17 protein-coding genes and 1 tRNA gene are annotated in these 18,763 nt (G+C 37.7%); 13 read left to right on the top strand and 5 right to left on the bottom strand.

What is annotated here, in order from left to right:
* Nucleotides 1–12: 12 nt before the first annotated feature.
* Both MKY99_RS22790 and MKY99_RS22785 read left to right on the top strand, forming a co-directional pair.
* Nucleotides 13–483: a hypothetical protein gene (locus tag MKY99_RS22790; RefSeq protein WP_042190773.1), complete on the top strand. Its 471-nt coding sequence runs from the start codon at nt 13–15 to the stop codon at nt 481–483.
* 161 nt (nt 484–644) lie between these two features.
* A tRNA-Leu gene (locus MKY99_RS22785) sits at nt 645–730 on the top strand.
* Between the two features lie 108 nt (nt 731–838).
* Here the strand turns inward: MKY99_RS22785 and MKY99_RS22780 are convergent.
* Complete coding sequence (locus MKY99_RS22780) at nt 839–1,192, bottom strand: DUF6809 family protein (protein WP_339266516.1); 354 nt, start codon at nt 1,190–1,192, stop codon at nt 839–841.
* A 53-nt stretch (nt 1,193–1,245) separates the two neighbouring features.
* Between MKY99_RS22780 and MKY99_RS22775 the strand changes: the two genes are divergently transcribed.
* Nucleotides 1,246–1,575, top strand: coding sequence for a helix-turn-helix transcriptional regulator (locus MKY99_RS22775; RefSeq protein ID WP_339266514.1), 330 nt, complete (start codon nt 1,246–1,248; stop codon nt 1,573–1,575).
* Nucleotides 1,576–1,902: 327 nt separating this feature from the next.
* Entirely contained in the window at nt 1,903–2,577 is a 675-nt protein-coding gene (locus tag MKY99_RS22770) for a GIY-YIG nuclease family protein (RefSeq protein ID WP_339266512.1), read from the top strand.
* Between the two features lie 117 nt (nt 2,578–2,694).
* On the opposite strand, the gene MKY99_RS22765 is transcribed toward MKY99_RS22770, so the two are convergent.
* Entirely contained in the window at nt 2,695–2,859 is a 165-nt protein-coding gene (locus MKY99_RS22765; RefSeq protein ID WP_339266510.1) for a hypothetical protein, read from the bottom strand.
* A gap of 278 nt (nt 2,860–3,137) precedes the next feature.
* Between MKY99_RS22765 and MKY99_RS22760 the strand changes: the two genes are divergently transcribed.
* The 7 genes from MKY99_RS22760 (at nt 3,138) to MKY99_RS22730 (ending at nt 10,774) form a co-directional block, all read left to right on the top strand.
* Nucleotides 3,138–3,386 carry a hypothetical protein gene (locus MKY99_RS22760; RefSeq protein ID WP_339266508.1) on the top strand — a complete coding sequence of 83 codons (249 nt, stop codon included), beginning with the start codon at nt 3,138–3,140 and terminating at the stop codon, nt 3,384–3,386.
* On the top strand, nt 3,376–4,002 hold the full coding sequence (locus MKY99_RS22755; RefSeq protein WP_339266506.1) for a hypothetical protein: 627 nt from the start codon (nt 3,376–3,378) through the stop codon (nt 4,000–4,002). The genes MKY99_RS22760 and MKY99_RS22755 overlap by 11 nt, the downstream gene beginning before the upstream one ends.
* 221 nt (nt 4,003–4,223) lie before the next feature.
* Nucleotides 4,224–5,942 carry a DUF2326 domain-containing protein gene (locus tag MKY99_RS22750; RefSeq protein WP_339266504.1) on the top strand — a complete coding sequence of 573 codons (1,719 nt, stop codon included), beginning with the start codon at nt 4,224–4,226 and terminating at the stop codon, nt 5,940–5,942.
* Nucleotides 5,943–7,084: 1,142 nt separating this feature from the next.
* Nucleotides 7,085–7,264 carry a hypothetical protein gene (locus MKY99_RS22745; RefSeq protein WP_339266502.1) on the top strand — a complete coding sequence of 60 codons (180 nt, stop codon included), beginning with the start codon at nt 7,085–7,087 and terminating at the stop codon, nt 7,262–7,264.
* Nucleotides 7,265–7,678: 414 nt separating this feature from the next.
* Complete coding sequence (locus tag MKY99_RS22740; protein WP_339266500.1) at nt 7,679–8,632, top strand: hypothetical protein; 954 nt, start codon at nt 7,679–7,681, stop codon at nt 8,630–8,632.
* A 239-nt stretch (nt 8,633–8,871) separates the two neighbouring features.
* Nucleotides 8,872–10,020: a hypothetical protein gene (locus tag MKY99_RS22735; RefSeq protein WP_339266498.1), complete on the top strand. Its 1,149-nt coding sequence runs from the start codon at nt 8,872–8,874 to the stop codon at nt 10,018–10,020.
* A complete protein-coding gene (locus MKY99_RS22730; RefSeq protein WP_339266496.1) occupies nt 10,010–10,774 on the top strand; it encodes a hypothetical protein in 765 nt (254 codons plus the stop codon). The genes MKY99_RS22735 and MKY99_RS22730 overlap by 11 nt, the downstream gene beginning before the upstream one ends.
* 698 nt (nt 10,775–11,472) lie before the next feature.
* Here the strand turns inward: MKY99_RS22730 and MKY99_RS22725 are convergent.
* Nucleotides 11,473–11,595 carry a hypothetical protein gene (locus MKY99_RS22725; protein WP_339266494.1) on the bottom strand — a complete coding sequence of 41 codons (123 nt, stop codon included), beginning with the start codon at nt 11,593–11,595 and terminating at the stop codon, nt 11,473–11,475.
* Nucleotides 11,596–11,651: 56 nt separating this feature from the next.
* On the opposite strand from MKY99_RS22725, the gene MKY99_RS22720 reads away from it, so the two are divergent.
* Complete coding sequence (locus MKY99_RS22720) at nt 11,652–12,074, top strand: hypothetical protein (protein ID WP_339266492.1); 423 nt, start codon at nt 11,652–11,654, stop codon at nt 12,072–12,074.
* Between the two features lie 143 nt (nt 12,075–12,217).
* Here MKY99_RS22720 and MKY99_RS22715 read toward each other — a convergent pair whose 3' ends face one another.
* Both MKY99_RS22715 and MKY99_RS22710 read right to left on the bottom strand, forming a co-directional pair.
* Entirely contained in the window at nt 12,218–13,291 is a 1,074-nt protein-coding gene (locus tag MKY99_RS22715; protein WP_339266490.1) for a Gfo/Idh/MocA family oxidoreductase, read from the bottom strand.
* A 327-nt stretch (nt 13,292–13,618) separates the two neighbouring features.
* Nucleotides 13,619–14,461 carry a DNA-binding protein gene (locus tag MKY99_RS22710; RefSeq protein ID WP_339266488.1) on the bottom strand — a complete coding sequence of 281 codons (843 nt, stop codon included), beginning with the start codon at nt 14,459–14,461 and terminating at the stop codon, nt 13,619–13,621.
* Nucleotides 14,462–14,842: 381 nt separating this feature from the next.
* Between MKY99_RS22710 and MKY99_RS22705 the strand changes: the two genes are divergently transcribed.
* Complete coding sequence (locus MKY99_RS22705) at nt 14,843–18,727, top strand: X2-like carbohydrate binding domain-containing protein (protein ID WP_339266486.1); 3,885 nt, start codon at nt 14,843–14,845, stop codon at nt 18,725–18,727.
* Nucleotides 18,728–18,763 lie beyond the last annotated feature (36 nt).

Raw genomic sequence — 18,763 nt, 5'->3', positions numbered from 1 at the left:
AGGCATAACACTGTGAACAAGCTAATAACAAGCCTTGCATGCGGTACTGTACTGTCAATGAGTATAATGGGAGCTAGTTACGCTAATCCAATCGGGTCAGCCGCTTTAGGCGGTATCCCGAACGCGAATACGGGCATGGATGGTACCGTGAATAACACTCGGATGATGAATACGGAAGGCAATCTAATGAACGGCACCACGGGAACGATGAATCAGCATGAGAGCATTATGAAAGATAAGATTCGCACAGGGGAAAATTATAGACCTAACACCAATAACTACAATGAAAATTACACCCGGGATAACTACAACAGAAATACGGTAACTCCACTATCCAACACTACAACGGATGGTAGATATCGTGCCACCAGTACAACTACAAATACTGGGACTACCAGCAGAGGATCTAACTGGGGCTGGCTCGGATTGTTTGGACTCTTGGGCCTTGTCGGAATGAGAAGCAGAAGTGACGAACGCAGATAATCGACATGCCAAATAACCCGTGTCGGCACACACTGGAACGGGTTATTTTTAATGTGATAAAACTTTTTTTGAAAAAGGGATTGCGCGTTATCGATATTCATGATATTATATTTCTTGTCGCGTTATACGTAAACATCGTATGAAGCAACAACACATAATATGCCGGGGTGGCGGAACAGGCAGACGCACAGGACTTAAAATCCTGCGGTACGTGAGTACCGTACGGGTTCGACCCCCGTCCTCGGCATCACAGTGAAAACCTTGAGAAATCAAGGTTTTTTTGTTTTTCTTGATTAATTTCGAAAGGGAATTGTATTTAGAACAATTATTAAGCGCACAGGATTTACTCCTTTAATTATGGAGTTTTGTCATGAAAGGTACCCAACTTACTAGCAAGTTCCTCTTCCCCGGTTAAGACCTCGACCATGATGCCTGCCCCCAAGCGAAATCCATACTTGAAAATAGATGTTAACTCCATACCATGAGTTTGAGCATATAAGTCTAATAACGCTTCTAACTCGTCGAATTCCTCCTCTGAAAGTCGCTCCTTCCAAATCTCTATGATTTCAGATGTTTTTTGGCTTAACTTAAAGTATTGTGGGTCATTAGATATGACATTTTCATCTGGATGTAAGCTACCATGATATAGCCTCTCTAAAAGACTCCTCATTTTCTCATCCCCTTCTTTTATAATGTACTTTGTATTCAACAGTGATTTTTATAAATGGATTATTGTTTTTGGCATATCAGAGCTTTTCTTGAATGAATCATATCATAGATTATCATTATTTTGTAGAGTATACTACGTGGATTTTATGGTTAAGACAACTAGATAATGAATCTAAAAGAGGTATTACCTTGAAATCAGAAGAAATATTTGGACAAGTATTAAGGAGCACTCGGAAGAAGCAAAAGATGAGTCAAGAAAAATTAGCATTCCAAAGTAATCTTGACCGAACCTACATATCTATGCTGGAACGTGGCGTTCACCAGCCTACCCTAAATTCTTTGCTATCTCTTGCTGAAGCTTTGAACATGAAGGCATCGGAGTTAGTGGAGCTTGTGGAGGAAAAGATATCTGAAACCAAATGAATATATTTTTAATGAAAGAATGATTGATGCTGGTCATTCTTTTTTTATATTTACGTGCGTGCCTACCAAGCTAGCACAACTAGTAGATAAAAGATCAACCGAAGTAAGAGCCAAGTCATCTCGTAGCTGACAAGCAACTGGTGGAGAAATCCTAAGGGTGAAACCCTGTGACAAAGTAACTCCAAGGAGCACGAGCAAAAGTTAAGTGGTTGGATATGCGTATAATGCTCATATTTGTAATAACTGTAGCAGTTTCATGGGACAGCATTTCTTGTATATCGATGGTCGTAAAACAATTTCATGTGGATTGGATGTGTGATGTGAAATATGTTTACTTTTGAAAAAGGTCAAAGATGGATATATGTATTACTACTAGAAGAAGGAAAGCTTTACGTAGGACAAACCGACAATCTAATAAAAAGAATGAAAAAACATGGCACAAAAAAAGGCGCTGAATGGACTAATATATATAAACCAATTAATTTCCTTAAAATAATAGATAACGGTATTTGTACAGAGGATGAGGTACTGAAAAAAGAAAATGAAGTAACAATTGAAATGATGAACGAATACGGATGGCTAAATGTTAGAGGGGGGAGCTATTCTAGTCCTAATGAACTTCTGATCTATGAAAAGTTAGTAGATAATAATTCATTGCCTTTTGATATAGAACAACCTTTACATAATCCAAAACATATATTGAAAATATCTAAAGGAATGAATCGAAATAAAATTAAGCTTGATCTTTTCAAAGAATTTGATGAAGTAACAAAGGCAACAATATTCGCCTCTATAAGTGGTACATTTGGCTCAAGGACAAATAATGATGATAAACTTTATACCCTTGACCTAGAAAAAATCACAGGATTATGGTTATCAAAGAATGAAACTAAGTATCTACAAATATCGCGAGAGGAAGTATATGAACAATTTGAAAAGTTAAAAAGAAATAAGATCGATTATAAAACAAAAAACAAAGGGGATTTACATATTGAAATATGATCAAATAATATTTTTGTACTGAGTTTTCGATTGTTTGGTTCACTACATTACAGCAGATTCCGCTACACACTCCCAAAAACGACTCATCATTTCTATTCCTCCTATAATTTATTTTGATTAATATTTCCAAGCTTTAAGGCCGCTGAGTATGTTGCTCTGTTCCAATAGTTCTGATGTTGTTGGGAATTTTTCAATTAGTTGTTGAATTGAACAACAGTTCTGCTGCTCATTTAGCGTTTGAGTAATAAGATCCATTAATTCTTCTTTTACAGTATTATTCATTATTTTCTTCTTATTAATAATTTTCAATTTAAAATATGACCATTTCATCTTGTGTCTGAATAGGAGATAGGGATTAACCGATAAGATTAAATTCATAGTTATAATATAGAATTCATTTGTTGAATTTTACTTTCATGGTCGATAAAGATGGTTAGACTGTTAAATATTTCTTGTCGAATCTAAGATATATTAGTATTATTTAGCCATATAAAGTAGTTTCAATAGGGAAAATTGAAATTACAAGATAGCAAACACCATATCCTAAGGAGGACATATTTATGGAAACAATTATGTTGGTAATTAGTATTGTGTCAATGATTGCCACAGTAATATCCACCATTATTGCAATTAAAGCAAAGAATGAGGCAAAAGTAATTTTAACAGAAATAAAAAGTGGTGATATCAAATCTAATAATCAAAGGCATGATATAAAAAACAAGGGGAAAATTGATATTAGTAATTCAGGAACCAATGACGGAGTAATGGCTGGAATAGTATCAGGAGGAATACAGCAACGTGATAAATAGACAACCGACTTATTCATTAACTAACCCTGGACAAAATGATGGTGTGATTGCTGGGGTTGTGAACGGAGATATTACTTATATTCATTCTACACCCGCTAATAAATACGCTTCTTTAATACCAACTCTCATCGAAAAATTAGCGGATTTAGTTAATATTACAGATGAGGAAATGGAACGGGCATATAAAATAAGCCCTTCGGAGTTAATAACTTATGATATAGATGGAAAAATAGAATATAATGATGTCATAAAATACAAAGATTTAATCAAGGAATACAGTTTGTATGGAAGTATTTGTGAGCAAGCATTTAATATAATTGACAACAACGATATGGGCATAAAAAGAAGAATACTAGATAGCATTTCTTTACTCTACAAGAAGTTTAAAGGACAGTTATTATTAGAAAATAGAACCAGTGTACTTGCTGAGATAGATATTATTAGGATGAATGCTGATAAAATTATTGACTATGTGAAGGAAACGTTAGAAAAAAGAATTGTGGAAGATGGTAGTAATGATAAAATGTTCGTTGAAGATATTGATATGGGTTTGATAAGAATTATTTGTTATTCTTTCGTTGAATGTAAGATATTGGAGAAGCCGAAGGTGAGTTAAATGATAGTAAATATAGATAGAGAACCAAAATACTCACTATATTATATAGGTGGAATCATTTTGGAGATATTAAAGAAACAAGATCATATATCTATTGATGAACTTTATCAAAAGACTAAATACTTAATTGATGAGAACTTGTACATTGATTTTATTTATTACTCTTTAGATTGGTTATATATGTTATCACTAATTGAGATTGAAAAAGATAAGGTGAAATTATGCTAATTGATAGATTAATTGTACGAAAGACCCAGCCTGAAAATGAAATTATAAGAGATATTTCCTTTAACCTTAAAGGATTAAGCTTAATTGTAGACAATACAAGTGACTTAGCTGAAGATAGTGGCAATAACGTGGGTAAGACTACTGTTATAAAAATAATTGATTTGTGTCTAGGAGCTAGATCAGTTAGAAGTTTATATTATGATGTAGATACTAAAAGTGAAAACCTTGAAATTAAGAAATTTTTAGCTGATCACAAAGTTGAAGCAGAATTAATACTAATTGATCAGAGAAATGGTGAAAAAAACAAGAACTTAAGCATTGTTAGACAATTATTTAATAATGGAAAACGTATAATTAATGGTAAGGAATATACTCAGGATGAATTTTGGAGTGAACTAAAATCTATTCTATTTGATTTGAAAGAAGATAACCCAACATTAAGACAATTAATTTCTAAATTTGTTAGAGTAAATGATACAACTTCTGAAAGCATGATTAAGTATTTAGGCGGCAATATATCAAATGATACATATGATACAATTTATCTGTTTCTTTTCAGAATAATAAGGAATGATTTACTGAGTGAAAAAGACTCTCTGTCTTCAAGTTTGAAAGAATGTGAAACAAAAATCAAACTATATCAACATGATGATAACATATCATCACTAGATATTTTAGAACAACGCAAACAGTTACTTGAAAGCGAACTTAATGAATTAACTACAAAAAGAAAAAATCTTGATTACATGGAAACCTATAAGGACGAGTTGAAAAATAAAAGAAAAATAATTGGTTTTATTAATGAAGTTGAAAGAGAAATGCAATTACTGGATTTCGAAGTTAAGCAGATAAATATAAATATTCAAAAATTAGAAAATGAAAAAAGTAACATCAATACTAAACAAATTAATTATATCTATAATGAAGCTGAGGCTTACATAGGTACTGTAAACAAAACTTTCGAGGATTTATTGAAGTTCCACAACAAAATGATACAAAACAGAATTGATTTTGTTAGAGAACAGTCTTTTGCTAAAAGCAAACGTTTTGAGGTATTAGAAACTAAACGAGATGAGTTATTAGAACAAAATAAACATTTAACAATAGATTTGCTTGATGAAGGTATGCTAGAAGAGTTAAATTCTATAAATAATAAAATAGAAAAACTAATTTTAGAAAAGGGCGAGATCAATCAGTCAATAAAAATATTAGAAGGTGCTGAGACATTAAAAGATAAATTGAATGGAAAAATCAAATTAATAAATCAACAAATGGATCCCAATAATATTAACGAAATAATAAGAAAATTCAATGTTTATTTCGCAGATTACTGTGAAAAGTTATATGGGGAAAAATATTTATTTGTCTACAATAACAAATGGAAGGAACAAAAAAAGTTCCCTGTCTCATTGGATTTATTTAAAGGCAACGTTGGAACAGGAATGAAAAAAGGTATCATAGTGGCTTTTGATTTAGCGTATATAAAATTCGCAGAAGCAATGAATATAAGTTCTCCAAAATTTGTGATACACGATAAGCTTGAAAATACACACATCAATCAATTGAAGACAATATTTGATCTTTGTCAAGAAATAAATGGACAGTATATTGTACCTATTTTACGGGAGAGAGTTGACAAAATAGACTCTACCCTAATAGAAGAATGTAAGGTGCTTGAATTGAGCAAAGAAAACAAATTCTTTAAAATATGATGAATTACCCGTTTCCGGTTAAGATATTGGTCAAGATATTCTCTGTTCATATTGCTTGAATTTCCGAACAACAAGCTATTTCATTAACTAAAATCCTTACCCTGCTTGACTTTCTTCCGCATTTCCCTTGCGGCTCAGAAGTCTCCTTTCATATTGACAGGGTAGGAGTCAAAGGTGCGGTGAACTCACAAGCTGCACCGTGTATATTATCTGTTTTGCTCTGGATGTGCCAATGCCCTTGATGCTCATTAGCTCCTGCTTGGTTACATCGGCCAATGAAGCTGCATTGGGAAAGCGTTGATACAGCTCATTCATAACATAATTATCGGGCTTTTCTCTGAAGGTAGAAGCTTGCAAATGCTTGTAGGATTATGTTTTATGGCGTGCTCGAATGGACAAATCTCCAAAGTAAGAGTGATTGGTTGGACGTAAAAAAGAGCAGGGACACAATGTTTCTGCTCATATCTTTGTGCTAACATTTTTGCTAACATGGCTGCATATACTAATTTCTGAACGCTGAGTGCAAGGAACATAAAAACTTAACCCGTATGGTTAAAGGATTTGTGTTCGAGCTTTCCGTGGTGTAGAAAAGGGCTACGAAGACTACTTCAAGATTTAGAATCTTGTAATGGGGGACCATCGTACGGTTCGACCCCTATCCTTGGCAGTACAATGAAAACCTTGAGAAATCAAGGTTTTTTGTTTTGTCTTTTTTTTAAAATTTAGTGAAAAAGTTAAGAGTTCTGTGTGCCTGCGAAACACTTTTTAACACACAGAACCAAGATAATAATGCTCTTTTTCAGTAGTTGTCTAACAAGTTCTGGAGAGGAGTTTTTATTTTGGATAGAATTATAAAAATCAAAAACATATCAAGGTAGTGGTTTGGACTGAGGCGTTAAAGAGTATTTATTTTGGAATAAGGCAGAGGGAGTCAGTGAATGGTCACAAAAGGACTATGAGCAACATCTGAAGCTCTTCTTCAGGAGGTACAGTAATTCATTTGAGTCAATAGACTATCTGAAAAATAATTTGTTTGAATCCCTTAACAGAAAGCATTAAACCATTATCTATAATAATCGTTAAGTTTATTTGCTAACGTTTTGAGATGGTGCGTAGAAGAAGTGCTGATTGCATCTAATCCTGTGAAGTCACTAAAAAAGCGTAAGAACGAAGGGAGAGAAGATAATAAATATAGCTCAAGAAGCATGGTTGAATTACATTTATCTTGTCTAAAAAAGGGATTATACCTTGGTAGTACTGCTAAAACAATTATGACCACAGCTATTGGAAACAGAAGTTGTCCTGTTGGTGAAGGAATTTAAATTAACCTCATTTATATGTATATAGTGAGTTGTCAACAACTTTGACTTAATGAAATGACAAATTTTCGTGTGCTTTTTTTGTGCCACTTTTTCATCTATGGAATCCCTATGAATTTAATATATGTTGGGATAAGCTGAACTCCCTGTTAGCCAAGTCATATCAAGGCTTATTAGGGATTTTTCTCTACTATAAAATATTCATATAGCTTTCCAAGAATGACTCGATAGTTTATGGATTTTGGATAATAAAAGAGTATTGAGGGATTTGGCAATTTTGTAAAATGCTCGGATTTTGTAAAAAATATAGGAGGTTTATATCTCTGTTTGTCGAATCTTTAAGTCATAGCTTTTTAAGGATAACTTCAATTATTACATAGCGCGAGTGTAGCAAATTAATGATTGGGGGTCGAATATATGGGAACGAAAATGCCGGAAGCATATTACACGAAAGAAAACAAAATTATTAAAATCGATTATGCCAATAAAGCTATGAATGGCTCGTTTAAGTGTAAAACAGAAAAATGCCGAGTCCCAGTAATTTTTGTAGATGCCCATAAGAAAAAGTATGCGGATAAGACAGTCGTTGTCAATCCTTATTTTCGACTTGAATCCAATGAAAAATCCCATCATATCGATTGCAAGTACAATACAAAGGGTCAAGTTGAGGTTATTGCAAGAGAGTCTGATGATAATATTCTTAAGGCTATTGAAGAAGGAAAATATAACTTTCGTCTAAACATAATTGATGAGGCGCTGAAAACATTAAACAGTTCAAACAAAGATGAGTTGGAAAATGAAGACCCGTCTCTGAATTTAAAGCGTCCTTCAAGAGTCTATGTCAATCAAGGAAAATTGGACTCTTATTTTTCTACTATGCAACGAATAATGCAGCTTCGTTCTTTAACTGAGACACATGATGAACTTAGAGAAATTATATTGTTACAGTATGGTAAGCAAGAAATTAAATGGAGCCAATTTTATTATGTTTCCGATAGTTTGAGTAAATGTTATACATACATAAAAAGAAATGATGTAACCCATCCAATTTGCATTGAGGGAGTGTTAAAAGAAATTGAGCTTCCGAGTGAAAAGTTCAAATATCATGTTGTAAAATTAAGATCACCCTGGGTAGAACCTGATAAAGATGGCATCATTACTTTACTGACTGTGGAATTGATCATAAACAATAATAATGTACTTGAGTATATACAGTCTAATGCAAATTTTAAAAATGTAGCTGTGTATTCCAAATTCCGCGTAAGCGAATCAAAAGTATACATTAAACAAAATCAGACTGGAACGAAGAAGTTCAGATATTTAAATATCAAAGGGAATCTGTATCATCCGAAACAGATCTTGTTGTATTAAATCTTTCTTAGCACTTGTTAATGAGCTAATGGGAGAACGATCCGTTAAACCATCAAGAAGCAAGTTGGTAATGTGAGTCGGAATTTGCGATTTTATGAAGAACTGTACAACTAAATGCTGCTCACAGTCTTGTGCAACATTCCTATCTAAGTCTGCTGCTGATTAGCTAATTGCACCAGTATGGTCTGCTAAGAATTTTGGTCTAAATTATATATTATTAAAGATATTGGGGTGTTCTCTTGAGTAGAATAGTTTTAAAGAAAGTTCAAATCAATAATAAAACTGTAATAGAATTTAACGAAAAGCAAAATTACATTATTGGAGCTAATGGTACTGGTAAAACAACGTTGTTTAACTTAATTCAATATATTTTAGGTTTGAAGAGTAACGCCTCAAGATTAGTAAATATTCGATTTATTGAAAGCCCACAGTTGGAGTGTAGATTCGGTAGTAAGCTCGTAAAGATTTCAAGAAAACTTGATTCAAGTACAATAATATTCGAAGGGGACATCAAAAAAAAAGCAAGAGCTATGTCTGTGGAGTTAAATGAAATTTACACGGAACTGATGGATATTAAATTTGTTTCGCAATTTAATGAGCGCGCATCACTTGATATTCTTAGTTATAGTTTTTTTTCGGGTCTAGATTTTAAAAGAAGCAGCTTAGAGAGACGGGAAACTTACAACAAAATTGTTGGCTATAATTCCGAATATTTAAATCAAATTGAACGTGATATTAAAACCATTGAAGAAGAAGTTACATATGAGAACCAAGGTTTAAAGTTCGTGGAGCAGTATAAAAAAGGGATTGAGGACTCTATCGGTCATTTTGTTAGTAATCAGAATTTAAATGAAATAAATGATGTACTAAACTATGAATATTTAAAAATTAAGGAGCAATCAATTAAAAACTATGATTTATTGCAAAATGCAAATTCAGTTTACAAGCAGGAAAAGAGAATTAGTGAAGAATATATTAGTGAAAAAATAATAGACCTTGAATCGTTTTTTTACGAGACACTAAAGCGGTTTGACTTGTCGAACAAGAATTTTCTTAGTATCTCATTTAAAGAATTTCTGCAACAGAAGAATTTAAATCTTCTTTCATTTGGTGAAAGGAGTATTATTCATCTTGTATTACGTTTAACGTTCTGTCGTTCTTTATATAACTTGGAATATTATAATGGAGTAGGTTTGTTAGTGACAGACGATGTGTTGTCGATGAATGACTACCACTCAACGAGCGAAATTACTGATAAAATTTCTGGCGTTGTTAACGAGGAAACGCTTCAATACATTAGCTTCGGTCATACTAATAACTTTATCCCAAGAGAACATATTGTGTTTGAGATGCCTTACAGACAAGGGGGAGGCATCTTTGAAAGATAAAAGCAAGCTTTCAATAGTAGTTCCAATAATTAGTGCAGGGATTTCACTGCTTGTATTACTATATGGAAATAATATTTATGATAGATTTAGTAAAAGTCCTAATGTTAGAATTGAATCGAGTAAAGCGGATCAATTTATACCTGATGGATTACTAAATGTGACGAATGCATATTTTACAAATAATAATGCAATTGTAAATTCATTCAGAATAATTAAGATTAAAAATGTTGGAAGCCCATCAAGAAATTTAAGAATTCAATTAAACTTAGATGGTGATATCTATGATCATAAGATTGAAAGTACTGAGTCAATTACAGATAGTAAGGTGATTGCCAATTCAATTATAAACATTAGCATGGACAGACTATCTCAGAATGCTGCAGTCGATTTAAAAGTATGGTTTCGTGAAGATAATAAGAATCTACAGGCCTCGTACTCTGACGATATCTCGAGTAAGAAGATTCCAATCAACGAAGATGTTAGCACAACTACTCGAACTATTTTAATGACAATTGTAGCCATAATATTGATACAGTCAGTATTATTTTTACTTATGAATTATTTCAGAAAAATGAATCTTGAAAGAAAAACACGAGAGAAAACTGAATTTCTTGACTGGGTAATAGCAGAGATAGGAGAAAATTTATCCGAGGACAATATTCCAACTGATGAAAGTAACGATGAGGTTCTAAGTACATCTGATAAGGATAAAGCTAAGGAGAGATTACGTGAATTGATTAAAAAGAATGCATAAGGCATCAGATATATTAAGATCATTTCTAAAAAAATGTTTTTAACATTCCACTATGTAAATCCCTGAAACTATCACAAAAAATGAACTCATTGCTAAATTCACTTGTCCTGATTGAGACTTCAGTCGATAAATCCGAATTTAAAAAAACCACCCAAACTGCCGTTTCAAAATTGAAATGAACATACTTTACGGAAAGGATTTGATGTTTTCTATCACGTACAGACACAAAAATATTTAATCAATGTGCTAACATTTTTGCTAACATGGCTGCATATACAAATCTCTGAACGCAGAGAGTATGGAAAAAAAACCTTTAACCCACCCGCGTGGTTAAAGGATTTCTGTTCGAGCTTTCCGTGGTATAGGAAAGGGGCGAAGGTACTTCAGGACTTATAATCCTGCGGTACGTGAGAACCGTACGGGTTCGACCCCCGTCCTCGGCATCACTAAAAACAAGGGTTTCAGCTCATTTGAGCTGGAACCCTTGTTTGATTTTAAGCGGGTTTACTGGCATTTTGCTAACGCCGGTTCATTCTGGTTTTATAACGGCAGCCTCCTTTACTGAATTTCCATCAAAGGAGCGGATGCCAACAATATGCAATGTTCCCTTTTCGTACTCGTTTCTTTCGGTTTCTGCAAAAGGGCGTGTACAAAGATTTGAATTCATCAGATCCAATGAAGGCGCATATTTATAAGGGTTACCAGGTTAGATACAGTCCGGATGCAAGCATAATGACCATCGTATTATCAAGCGCAAACTTGAGCGGAGTCAGATATGATGTTTTCAATTCAAACAACAACTCTGTTTTGAATGGTCTCATTTCCATAGCCGGAAAAGCAGCAGTTGCATGCGCTGGGGTAATAAAAGGAGGCAGTTATGCAGGATTTTGCAATGTCGATGTTATGGTTATGGATTTGCTATTTTATAGTGACTATTGTTGGAGTTTTACATACCGTATTTAATATTTATGCGTTAAAAATGAGTCCAATGGACGAAAAAGGTATGGGGGAGGGATATGAAAAAACAAAGCCTTGGCATCCTCTTTATAATGTCATTCTGTTTTCTATCTTTGGTTGGCTATATATGCGGGGGTTATCTGTACCCAACCTTGAAGAAGCTCTTATTACAGGGGCAATATGGGCCGGAGTTTGCATTATAATTGATGTTTTGGGCTGGGTGATCATTAAGCACCCTTGGAGTCTTTCTTTCCAAGAATTCTATATTCATTATCAGCCATGGATTACACTTATATATTTGGTTATTTTTATGGGTCCTGTAATCGGATATTTGTTCGTTTAATTAGATTTCATATGGAGCATGAGGGGAGTGAAATCGGGCGGTCATTGATTTCGGTTCTGCATGCTACACTTGTTCGAGTCATTGAATCGTATACAATTGTTCAGGCACATGAGAAGGCTCTTAACTTTCTCATGTGCCTGTTTTTATTTTGCAGGCCTGATCTCATCTTGCAAAGTTATAGTACTTCCAAGGGCGATGGCTTCATCGACCGCGAATGACAGTCTGATATCTATTAAGGCATCCGCTAATGAGTATGCTGAAATTCCCGTGTGCAGGAAGCTGGACATATTCAATAAGGCTTGTCCTATCCCAATCTCTTCATCAGAAAGGGGAGAGGGATGAAACGGGTTCTGAAATAGACTAAGCTGTCCTGCACGCAATTCATGCAAGGAGAGACTTTCCAGACTGCCTTCCTGTCCGCCTTGAATCCGATTAATGTTCATATACTCGGTCTCTTTGGTTCCCAGGCGACGGATAATCTCATTATCGCGAATTTCCCCATGTGATCCGCGGATGAGTACCCGGTTGGTACGGAGGGGCGAGAAATATTGGGAGCGAGTGAAGTCAAGTAAAGCGCTTTTGCCGGAGGGAAACACCATAATTGCGATATCCTGCTGCTCTGTCTTCAGGTCATCTTCGGCCTCCCTCCCCCTATAAGAGAAGTCCATGATTGGAACCTCTAGCCGGCGAGCTGTGATTTCACATGCTGTGCCAGTGATCGAGAGCCATTTACGGATCAGGCTGATTCCATGATAACCATGCGCAACAGAGACTTGAACATGACCTACCTCGCCCAAATGTCCGGTTTGAATATAGGCGGTTCTTGCCTGATGATGAGGCAACAGCGGATATTGCTCGGCTATTTGAATCAGAGGGAAATCAATGGCACTGGATCGAAGCAGTTCATATTCAGCCGGCGTGGAGGCGGTGGGTGTTTCGGCCAACACAGGTACTTGCAGCGCTGCAAGCTCCAACAGCAGTGAGACGGCAGAGGTTTTGGACACCGCCAGAACCACAAAATCGCTCTCGGCCGCAAGACGTTCCATCGAGCTGTACACGGTCAGGTTCCATTTGTCGATCAGTTGCTGGTATTTGGCAGGGTTGCGGATCAATACACCGTTTACCTGAAATTGCTGCGGAAGCAGGTGAGCCAACTTAAGATACATTTCCGCCCGCCAGCCGCTTCCGATTATTCCAAAACGAATAGGTCTGTTCATCTTTAAAATACACCTCTAATGGTTGATTAGTATGTAAACACCTTCGTAGCACAGGCATCAGTTGTCTCTTATTATTGTATATAAAAAAATGATAGAGTACATAGGATTATGTATAATGTGAAACTAGTACTTTTTGTTGTCTTTAGTTAAGCTATCTTATGCATTTACATACAAAGGAGCGATTATCCAATAGCCGGATGATCGCTCCTTTGTATAATCCACTTATAAAATTTCAATCAATGACCCATTCCGTGATTGTTAACGGTGTAAATTGTAGAACCGGAATCGACAGCGGAAGCACCTGCAGAGGCGATCATCAAGCTTGAACTAATTAAGACTACGACTGTAAGTAAGAACATTTTCTTTTTCATTAGTTAACTCCCTCTCTATTATAGTTTTCATTATGTTGTGATGCACTTGGAGCTGTGATTGATTAGCATAGACTCTAAGGATCTCAAATAATGCCGCTGCTTTCTTAAAGCCTGTATCATCTTTCAGCGTAATACTTAATAGTAAGGTTTCCAGAATTGTGTTTATCGCATCGTACATATTCTCCTGTTTGTAGTGGTACATCGCCAGCAAGAATTTGTAATCCACAAAATATCTCATACTCTCTTGAGTTCCTTGTGCTCCTATATCGTTAGCGTTTATTTCGAATTCACTCAGAATCCAATCTACGGAATAGTTATATTTTATCGAGGATTCCAAGATGGTAATTAGTCCTGGCAGTAACTCTTCCTCAGCACTGTTTCTAATAAATTCAACATACTCCTTTAGGACTCCTGTCTTGCCTTCCAAAAGGTCGAGCACGTAGGTATTGGCTTTTGCAATATTACAGTAGTATTTGACTTCATTAATTCCTTCATCATCTAGTCCTTTGATCCAGCCCAATTCAGCATATTTTTGAATACACATTCTAGCCTCAGGATACTTACCGAGCTTTTGCAGTGCGATTCCTTTTGAACATAAGCTAAATCCAAAATAATAGGGAATACTTCGCTTCAGGTTTTGTTCTCTCAATGTGTCACTGCTTGTCTCATATATGAATGCAATCTGGGTGATCAACCTGTCTGCAACTTCAATCATAGCATCCCAATTTTCCAATGAAAAAGATGCCTTAAGCATACAAGTTAAGGAATCAGCATTTAATCCATCCAAATCCAACTTCAATGCGATCTTCCTTTCTTCAGCATATCATCATCGGTTATTGCTATGTCGTTTGTATCTCTAGATTATTCTTTATTTTACCAATATAGTAAGTGATTTTCATCACTGGAACAAGGAAACAAGAGTTTGTTTTGTGATTGTCCAAATATAACTAAGGTACAGTGTTCTCACTAAGTTCCATAGAATCGAGGGAATTATGTTTGTTATGCTGTTTATTTGCCCCTCTGTTTTGGGGTTATTTGTACGTAAAATACCGAAATGTACCTATCTTGGAAATCCATATTCAATTATGATCTTTCCGAAAGAAAGCGCTATCAAAGTAATTTTGACCACATTTCATGAGGGGGGAAGGATGATTTGAAGCGAATGGGAAAAAGATTGTGTATGAGTCTTCTAGTATTCATTATTGCAGCAGCACAGTTCGGTTTTACAGGAACGAAAGGCAATGTTGCGCAAGCGGCGGAAAAGAGTATGGCCCAAAAGCCGTATATGGGCTGGAGCAGTTACAGTATGCAAGTGTATGATGGGGCAGGAAACTGGACATCGGCGGAGAGCGTTAAGAAGCAATCGGACGCGATGCATGAGAAGCTGCAAGCCCATGGATATGAATATATTAATATTGATGCGGGCTGGAATGGCGATATGGATGAGTACGGGAGACCTATTCCTAGTGAAGTCCTTTATCCAAACGGATTTCAGGAGGTCATTGACTATGTTCATAATAATGGACAAAAGATTGGGATCTATCTGATCCCGGGGGTATCTATCGATGCATATAACCGAAATCTTGAGGTGTATGGGACAGGCGGTGAATGTCGGATTCAGGATATTACGGCCAAGCCGCTTACCATTATGGATTATTGGAATTCCTACACCTATAAAATTGATTTCACGAATCCCTGTGCCCAGAAGTATGTGGATTCCATTGCAGATATGCTTGGTGAGTGGGGGATCGATTTCGTCAAATTCGACAGCGTAACCCCTGGGTCGGGGATTGACAACTTGAGCCGGGATGCACGTGGCGATGTAGAAGCATGGTCCAAGGCTTTGGATAGAAATAACATCTGGTTTGAGCTATCCTGGGCGCTCGACCACAATTACGTAGAATTCTGGAAAAAATATGCTAACGGTTGGCGAATTGATTGGGATGTTGAATCTTATGACGGCAGTGGGTTGACAGCATGGTCGAGTATTTCCCGATTATTCCCCAAAGCAGCACTTTGGTGGCGGGATGCAGGCCCTGGCGGCTGGAATGACTTCGATTCCCTGAATGTTGGTAATGGCTCCATGGATGGTCTGACCAAGGATGAGCGGAAGACTGCGATGACGTTTTGGTCCATTTCTTCCGTACCGCTCTATACAGGGAATGACATGACACGGCTGGATAGTTATGGACTAGAACTGCTTACCAATGATGAGGTAATTGCCGTAAATCAGGCCGGACGTCCTGGTCATCCGGTATCGATGGATACCCAGCAGCAGGTCTGGTACGCCAATAATGGAGATGGGACTTACAGCGTTGCTTTGTTCAATCTGGGTAGTCGGGGTGCGGAGGTTAAAGTCAAATGGAGTGATCTTGGCCTTGATGGTCCGGCTTCAGTGCGCGACCTATGGAGCCATTCCGAACTGGGAACCTTTGAGAAGGAATTCAGCGGTGGCATCCTTGAACCCCATGCCTCTCGCATGCTTAAAGTAACCGCGCTAAGCGGCACATCAGCTGTCAATAACGATGATACAGGGATGCGCTACAGCGGAGATTGGAAGCGAAATGGAGGCAAGGAGCTGTTAGAGGGGAAGCAGGATCTGAGCATTACAATTAAGGATTCCTCGGCTGCTGCTACCAGTACTCCTCAAGAGGATGCTCTTAACTCTGGGGCTGACCCTGCTGCGGATTCAGCTTCGGCAAGCAATACCACTGTTACGGATGTGGTTTACATTAATGATAATGACAGCGGCATTAAATACAACGGCATATGGCAGGTAAGCTCATCCCGAGAACATGGAGATTATAATGGCGATGTGCATTATACAGAGAAGGACGGTGATTCTTTCGAGTACACCTTTACGGGAACAGGCATTGAGCTGCTGACGGAAAAGCATGAATCGCAAGGAGAAATGATTGTTACATTAGACGATGGGGTTGCACAGACTGTAAATGCGTATACAAGTGGACCGAGAGAGGTACAACAATCTCTTTATAGTGTATCAGGACTTTCTAACGGCCCTCACACGCTTAAGGTGAGCAAGGGATCGGGAAATTATATGCTGCTCGACGCGCTGAGAGTGACAACAGAAAGTCCGGCTGGGGGTCAGAACAGTTCTATTACTCCGACTTCCGCTGGGTTTGATAAAGCAACGGAACAACAGAAGGATGTCACAGTCACGCTTAATCTGCATGGTAATACGCTGAGTGGTATTGAGAATAATGGAGTGGCACTCCGCGAAGAAGATTATACGGTGACTAATGACAAATTGACCATTAAGAAGGAATATCTTGCACAGCAATCTGCTGGCATAACAAGTCTTAACATCATCTTTAACGCCGGTGATCCACAGACGCTAGCGGTACACATTAGCGATTCTACAGGCATCCGTTATGTGATGGTTAATAATGACGATCCGGGAATCAAATATAACGGTACTTGGTCCCGCAGTAGTGGAAGAGGAATGGGCGACTACAATGACGATGTGCAGTATGCGGAGCAGAATGGTGATTCTTTTGAATATACCTTTAGAGGAACAGGGATTCAACTGTTCACTGAGGTAGACGAATCACAAGGGGATATGGATATCTATGTAGACGATCAATTCAAGGGCACGGTAAGCGCTTATCGAAACGGGCGATTGTCACAGCAGATTCTGTACAGTATCTCTGGGCTTACAGATGGACAGCACACACTGAAGGCTGTGAAAAAATCAGGCAGATTCATGCTGCTTGACATGCTCAAGGTAGAGATTCCGAATATGATTAATCCGATCGCAGCGAGCTTTGATAAATCGCTTTCTGCTCAGCAGGACATTGAGATTACACTTCTACAACAGCCGGAAAGCTTCATAGGCATTACGAATGGATCATATCATCTGGTTCCTGGGACCGATTATACGGTAGCTGGTGACCGTGTTAAACTGAACAAATCTTATCTTGCAGCACAACCAGTGGGAAAGCTGAACCTCAGCTTTACTATTGGTGGCGATTATCTTAATGATGTGCATTCAACGACAGTGGACGGCGATTCCTTTGAATATACCTTCAAGGGCACTGGAATCCGCTTGATCACACCTACGGGTCCAGATCAAGGTGAAGTAGATATTTATGTGGACGGACAATGGATTCAGACCGTGAATGCTTATAGTCAGAGTCGACTGACACAACAGGAGATTTATAGTATTTCTGGATTGGCAAGCGGCTTGCACACACTTAAAGCTGTGAAGAAATCAGGTAATCTCATGCTGACAGATCGATTGAAATTCACAGTCCCAACCAGTGATGGAGGAACAACGAACCCTACAGAACCTCCAACACCAACGCCGACGCCGACGGCAACACCTACACCGACTGATGCAGGGGGTCCGTCTATACCAGCTCAGCCTTCATTCACACCTACCCTGACTCCGACGCCAACGCCAACTCCGGCATCTGGAACTGATGGGAAGGATGATGCCGAGACGATGCGACATTCGGCGTATATCAACGGATATCCGGGAGGCTTCTTTAAACCCGATGCTCCCATTACCCGTGCTGAGATGGCAACCATCCTAGCGAAGGTTGCTGAGAAAGAGGCCACTGGATCAGGTGTAACATTCAGTGATGTTCCCTCCAGCTATTGGGGGGCAGATGCTATTGCCAAAGTAGCTAAGATGGGACTAATGAACGGTTATACTGATGGTACTTTTAAGCCTAATCAACCATTGACGCGTGCAGAAATGGCTAGTTTAACAGCCATGCTGAGCCCGAATTCTACAACATCGGGCCGCGGCTTCTCTGACATCACCGGTCACTGGGCACAGGCAGCGATAAAGAAAGCCCAAGATATAGGCATAATGAATGGCTACAGTGACGGAACTTTCCGTCCGAATTCCAAGCTTACTCGTGCGGAAGCCGTTACAGCTATCAACAGAGTTTTGGGCAGGGGCCCGCTTATGGGTGTCACGCAGCCAGGGTGGAACGATGTTCCAGTCTCCCACTGGGCATTCGGTGATATTGAGGAGGCTTCGACCGACCATATCTCGAAGCCTAGTACACAAGGCGGAGAACAGTGGACAGAATAAGTTGAGCGATGAATGAACGGAGGGGCCTTCTTTGGC

The organism is Paenibacillus sp. FSL R5-0470, from assembly GCF_037975205.1.
GTDB lineage: Bacteria > Bacillota > Bacilli > Paenibacillales > Paenibacillaceae > Paenibacillus_AQ.
This window is presented reverse-complemented; position numbering and strand designations above follow the sequence as displayed.